This window comes from Hymenobacter sp., from assembly GCF_036387835.1.
Lineage (GTDB): Bacteria > Bacteroidota > Bacteroidia > Cytophagales > Hymenobacteraceae > Hymenobacter.
The window spans coordinates 1-4,425 of record NZ_DASVSY010000091.1 but is presented as its reverse complement, the minus strand read 5'-3'; the positions used below and the strand labels follow the sequence as shown (position 1 = coordinate 4,425).

3 protein-coding genes and 1 pseudogene are annotated in these 4,425 nt (G+C 59.1%); all 4 read right to left on the bottom strand.

Translation table 11 applies throughout. The features are described from left to right. Positions 1-176: 176 nt before the first annotated feature. A complete protein-coding gene (locus VF639_RS17465) occupies positions 177-1,376 on the bottom strand; it encodes a Y-family DNA polymerase (RefSeq protein WP_331147217.1) in 1,200 nt (399 codons plus the stop codon). A gap of 65 nt (positions 1,377-1,441) precedes the next feature. Then, positions 1,442-3,190 carry a group II intron reverse transcriptase/maturase gene (ltrA, locus tag VF639_RS17460; RefSeq protein WP_331147216.1) on the bottom strand — a complete coding sequence of 583 codons (1,749 nt, stop codon included), beginning with the start codon at positions 3,188-3,190 and terminating at the stop codon, positions 1,442-1,444. 534 nt (positions 3,191-3,724) lie between these two features. Beyond that, positions 3,725-3,835 (bottom strand): annotated as a pseudogene (locus tag VF639_RS17455) (Y-family DNA polymerase); the annotation flags it as partial. After that, positions 3,813-4,286, bottom strand: a complete 474-nt coding sequence (locus VF639_RS17450; protein ID WP_331147214.1) for a LexA family protein — start codon at positions 4,284-4,286, stop codon at positions 3,813-3,815. The gene VF639_RS17450 and the pseudogene VF639_RS17455, both read right to left, overlap by 23 nt. Positions 4,287-4,425: the final 139 nt, after the last annotated feature.

Below are 4,425 nucleotides of genomic sequence, written 5' to 3'. Positions count from 1 at the left end.
AAGAATTGGTGCCGCAAAGGTACAGCGGCACTCACTGAAAATGCAAACTAAGCTATGCCTCAGGGTGCGGTTACCCGCGGCGCTTACCGTCGACCAAGGCGGCTCCTGCAACCTGGCCTGCCCTACCTTATTATGGCTATTCGTGAAAAGACACGCATTCAGCGAGTTGTCGGCTGCTAGCCTATTTCCCACAAATCTTTCCAGGAAGTGGTGCGGGCGAGGCTGCACTGCCGCTTTTGCCCTAGCCAGGGGGCGGGGGTTCCTTTCGGGACGGCAGCCACAGCCGTGGCTACTTGCACGCAGTTTTGCCCGAACCGGCTGTTCAATTGGTCGAGCTTCCGCATAAGCGCCGCCGATTGTGGGCGCTGCACTTCGGGCAGTTGTTCGAACAGACTAAGCTGCGGTTGGCCGTGCCCCTCCAGCCCATCGAAGATGACGCCGGCTTTCTTGTATAAAAGTCCGGGCTGCCAGAGTTTCTCTAGCAGCGCACGGGCTGCCCGCACCAGGTCGGTGGTGTTGCTGGTAGAGGTGGGCAGCGTAATTTGAGCGGAGTAGGTGTAAGGCGGAGGCGTCGGGCCGAAACGGTTCTGGCCAAGAAACACTGTCATCATATAGGTTTCCGAACCTTGAGCGCGCAGCTTTTCGGCGGCCCGGGAAGTGAAGGCCGCCACGGCGCCAAGCAAATCGTCGAATTTGGAAAGCGGCCGGCCGAAGCTGCGGGTATGGGCAATACTTTTCCGCGCCAGCGTGCCGTCTTCGCTGGCGTGCAGCTGATGGCAGGGAGTGCCTTGCAGCTCGCGCACCAAGCGGGCGCCTACCACCCCGCCCATGTGCTTGCGGGCCCACGCTTCCGAGCAGCAAGCCAGGTCAGCCGCCGTATCCAAGCCCATAGCGCGCAGCTTCTGCCCGTATTGGCGGCCTACGCCCCATACTTCTTCCACCGGCACCTGGCCAAGGGCCCACCACTGCCGCTCCACCGAATCAAGCAGCAGCACGCCCTTGCACGCGGTATCTTGCTTTGCTAAGTGATTAGCGAGCTTGGCCAAGGTTTTGGTAGGCGCAATACCTATGCAGGTAGGTATGTGCGTCCGTTGGTTAACCTGCTCGCGAATTTCCTGAGCGAAGTCATTCAGTGCGGGCTTTGTATAGCGCTCCATGCCGTGCAGCCCCAGAAAGGCCTCGTCAATCGAGTATATCTCCAGCTCAGGCACTACAGAAGCGAGGTAGCTCATCACCCGGTAGCTCATGTCGCCGTAGAGGGCATAGTTCGAGGAAAACACCTGCACCTGGTGCTGCTCGATCAGCGGACGCACTTGAAACAAGGGCGCTCCCATCTTTATGCCCAAGGCCTTGGCTTCGGCAGAGCGCGAGACCACGTTATGGTCAGCCGGGGAATCGCTCCCCCGGCTGCCACTTCAGAACCGTGCGTGAGGCTTTCACCTCACACGGCTCCTCGTTGTGCACCGCTACTGCGGGCTGCCATACTGCCGTCCTGCCGTGTCTTTTGGTCGTGACAGTGCCGGTGCAGCAGTTGCAGGTTGTCCAACTCCTCCTCTCCGCCGCGTATTCGGGGTACGCGGTGGTCCTTTTCAAGTATATCCGTGTCCATGAAGCACAGTTGACACCACGCACATCGCCCCGCCTGTCGTTTGAGCAGCGCACTGGTGCGCAGGTCCAGGCCGCGGTAATCCCGCAGCCGGGCACCCCAGTACACCCACTTGCCATCGAAAGGGGAGCGACTGCCCGCCACCTTAACGTGTCGCTTAATACGGGTGACGCTGTGCGTGCGCAGCCGCACGCCCTGGGGCGTGTCGAATTTCCAGCTGCCTTGCTCGAGGCGCCAGTATTTGTGCACGATGCGGCGTTTGTGCTTGCCGCTGTGCCGACGCGTGGCCCAGCGGCGGAGTTTGTGGTGGAGACTGTAGTCCAGCCGGGAAAAGACGTCTTTAGCCACTACGCCCGCATAGTAATTGCACCAGCCGCGTATCACCGGGTTCAGTTCTCGGATGAGGGCGGCCTGGGGCGAGCCCCGCTGCCGATACACGATTTCCCGTAGTCGGCGGTCGTGGCGCTGCTGTGCGGTACGTGATGGTTTAATGATCGTCTTGTATCCCAACGGGATGCCCCGCTGGCTTTTTCCCGTGTGGGTGCGTCCCACCGGGAACTGCCGGACACTCATGCCTAGGAAATCAAACCCGGCCGGATGTTCTGGCGCGTGGTGCACACCCTGCACCACGCGCGTTTTGGCCGGTTTCATGGCCAGTCCTAACGGCGCCAACCAGTCCGTGAGTAGCTGCTGACAGGCTTCGATGACGGCTCTGTCTTCGTGGAGAACCACGAAGTCGTCAGCGTAGCGAATCAGGGTCGCTTTCGGACTCAGGCGGGTGCGGCTGATACGCTTCTGTCGGAAGTGCGTCTGGATGACCGTTTCCATGCCGTGCAGCGCGATGTTGGCCAGCAGTGGTGAAATGACACCCCCTTGGGGTGTGCCAGCTTCCACGGGCTGGAAGACCTCGCCCTCCATCACCCCCGCTTGGAGCCAGCCTTTGAGCAGGCGACGAAACAGGGGCATGGTGGCCACTTTGGCTAAGAGCCGCTCGTGGTCAATCCGGTCAAAGCACTTCTCAATGTCGGCGTCCAATACCCATTTGGCCCGCTGGTTGATGCAGTTGTAAATGGCCCCAATGGCATCGTGCGCCGACCGGCCGGGCCGGAAGCCGTAGCTGTTGGGCTCGAACCGGGCTTCCCATTCGGGTTCCAGCGCCAGCTTGACCAGGGCTTGTAAGGCCCGGTCCCGCATGACGGGAATGCCCAAGGGGCGCTTTTCGGTCGAGCCCGGCTTGGGTATCCAGACCCGGCGCAACGGCTTGGCCGCGCACCGAAACGAGAGCCGACGGCTGAGCCGCAGGCGCTGGTGGTCGGTGAGCGACTTCACCCCGTCGATGCCGGCCGTGCGTTTGCCTTGATTGTCCTGGGTGACTTTGCGGACCGCCAAAAGCTTGGCGGCCCGGGATTTACTCACTAGTTTTTGGAGTTGGCGCACCCGACGGGTATCTCCCCGGAGGCTGGCCTGATAAATGCGCTTTTGCAGTCTGAAGACCGTGCGTTGGAGTTTCTTCCAGGGCAAGGCCTTCCATTCATCCATCTGTGGCGTCACAGTGTCCATCGTCTTGACTGCTACTGACTGCATTTACCGATACACAACGGACGCAAGTGGGCGTATCCGCCGGCTTTCCCGGCGGCGTTTGCTTTTTGCGCCATCCTCTCACGGACCGGCATGTAGCTGGCTGCCCACTGCCGAAGCAGAGCCGTTCCGTGGTTTCCTTGTTCCATCTGTCTGTTTCACGAAAGGGTAGCGTCCCACTTGGTCACCGGGTTGTGCTGCGAATGAGCGGCTGTGGTCGGAAACGCATTACCACAGCCCGACAACCAGTTCCTTTTGGGCAAGCTTCTCATACTGGCTAAGCTTGTTCAACGTAACGATGAGTAGTGGATTCAGAATTCTTACGCATGCTTTCACACTTGCGGGGATGGCCGGCCAGTCTCCGACGTACCCGCGTCCTTTCCCGCTTCACCCATCCAAGTTGCCACCTCGCACAAGTGGGGAAAGTGTTTTCGTCCGCTCATCAGGACGACAGAGAATTGAGCTCTGCACCAGACAGATAGTTATTCCTTAGCCCGAGCTAAAGAACGCCTGCTTAGTTAGTTCACAGGCAACAGGTCGCACGCAGCCATCGTTGTTGCTGAGCACCACGACGGGTAACTTGGCCAACCGAGGCTGAAAGGCCCGCTCGCAGCTCACATAAAAGTTATTACAATCGACGAGAGCGAACATGTTCGTGGAGCTTGCCGCTAATGAGTTCGGTGATGACGTGCGTGACTACTCCCCAAATTTGGGCCTGATCGGGCCCGGTAATCTGCAAGGGTTCGTACTGAGGGTTGTCGGGTACAAGCCAGAAGAAGCTGCCCCGTTTTTCCAGGCGCTTCACCGTAAACTCGCCCTCTACGGCAGCCACCACCACATTACCGGGCTGCGGCTTTAGTGCGCAGTCCACGGCCATCAGGGCACCGTCGGGGATATGAGAAGGTGGGCCGTCCATGCTGTGCCCCTTGACGCGCGCCAGGTACGTGCAGTCGGGGTGCGGTAGCAAAATAGTGTTCAGGTCGATGCGCTGGCCGCTGTGACTGTTGTCGGCCGGGCTCGGGAAGCCAGCGGGCACAGGAGTGTCACACTCAATAAGCCAGACGGGGTGACGAGCAATGTCAAGAATGTCAACGATGCACATGTTACAAGGATTGATGCTTGCAAATAACGAGCTTTTACTAATTATGTTGGTAATATGTCAATAAAATTAGTTTATACAAGATATTCAGTTGCCAGTTGCCGGTTGTGAGTTGCCAGTATTGTTTAACTGGCAACTCACA

Bases quoted from the DNA above. Each gene is read 5' to 3' on its own strand.
- ltrA (WP_331147216.1), bottom strand. From the start codon at position 3,190: ATGCAGTCAGTAGCAGTCAAGACGATGGACACTGTGACGCCACAGATG.
- VF639_RS17450 (WP_331147214.1), bottom strand. From the start codon at position 4,286: ATGTGCATCGTTGACATTCTTGACATTGCTCGTCACCCCGTCTGGCTT.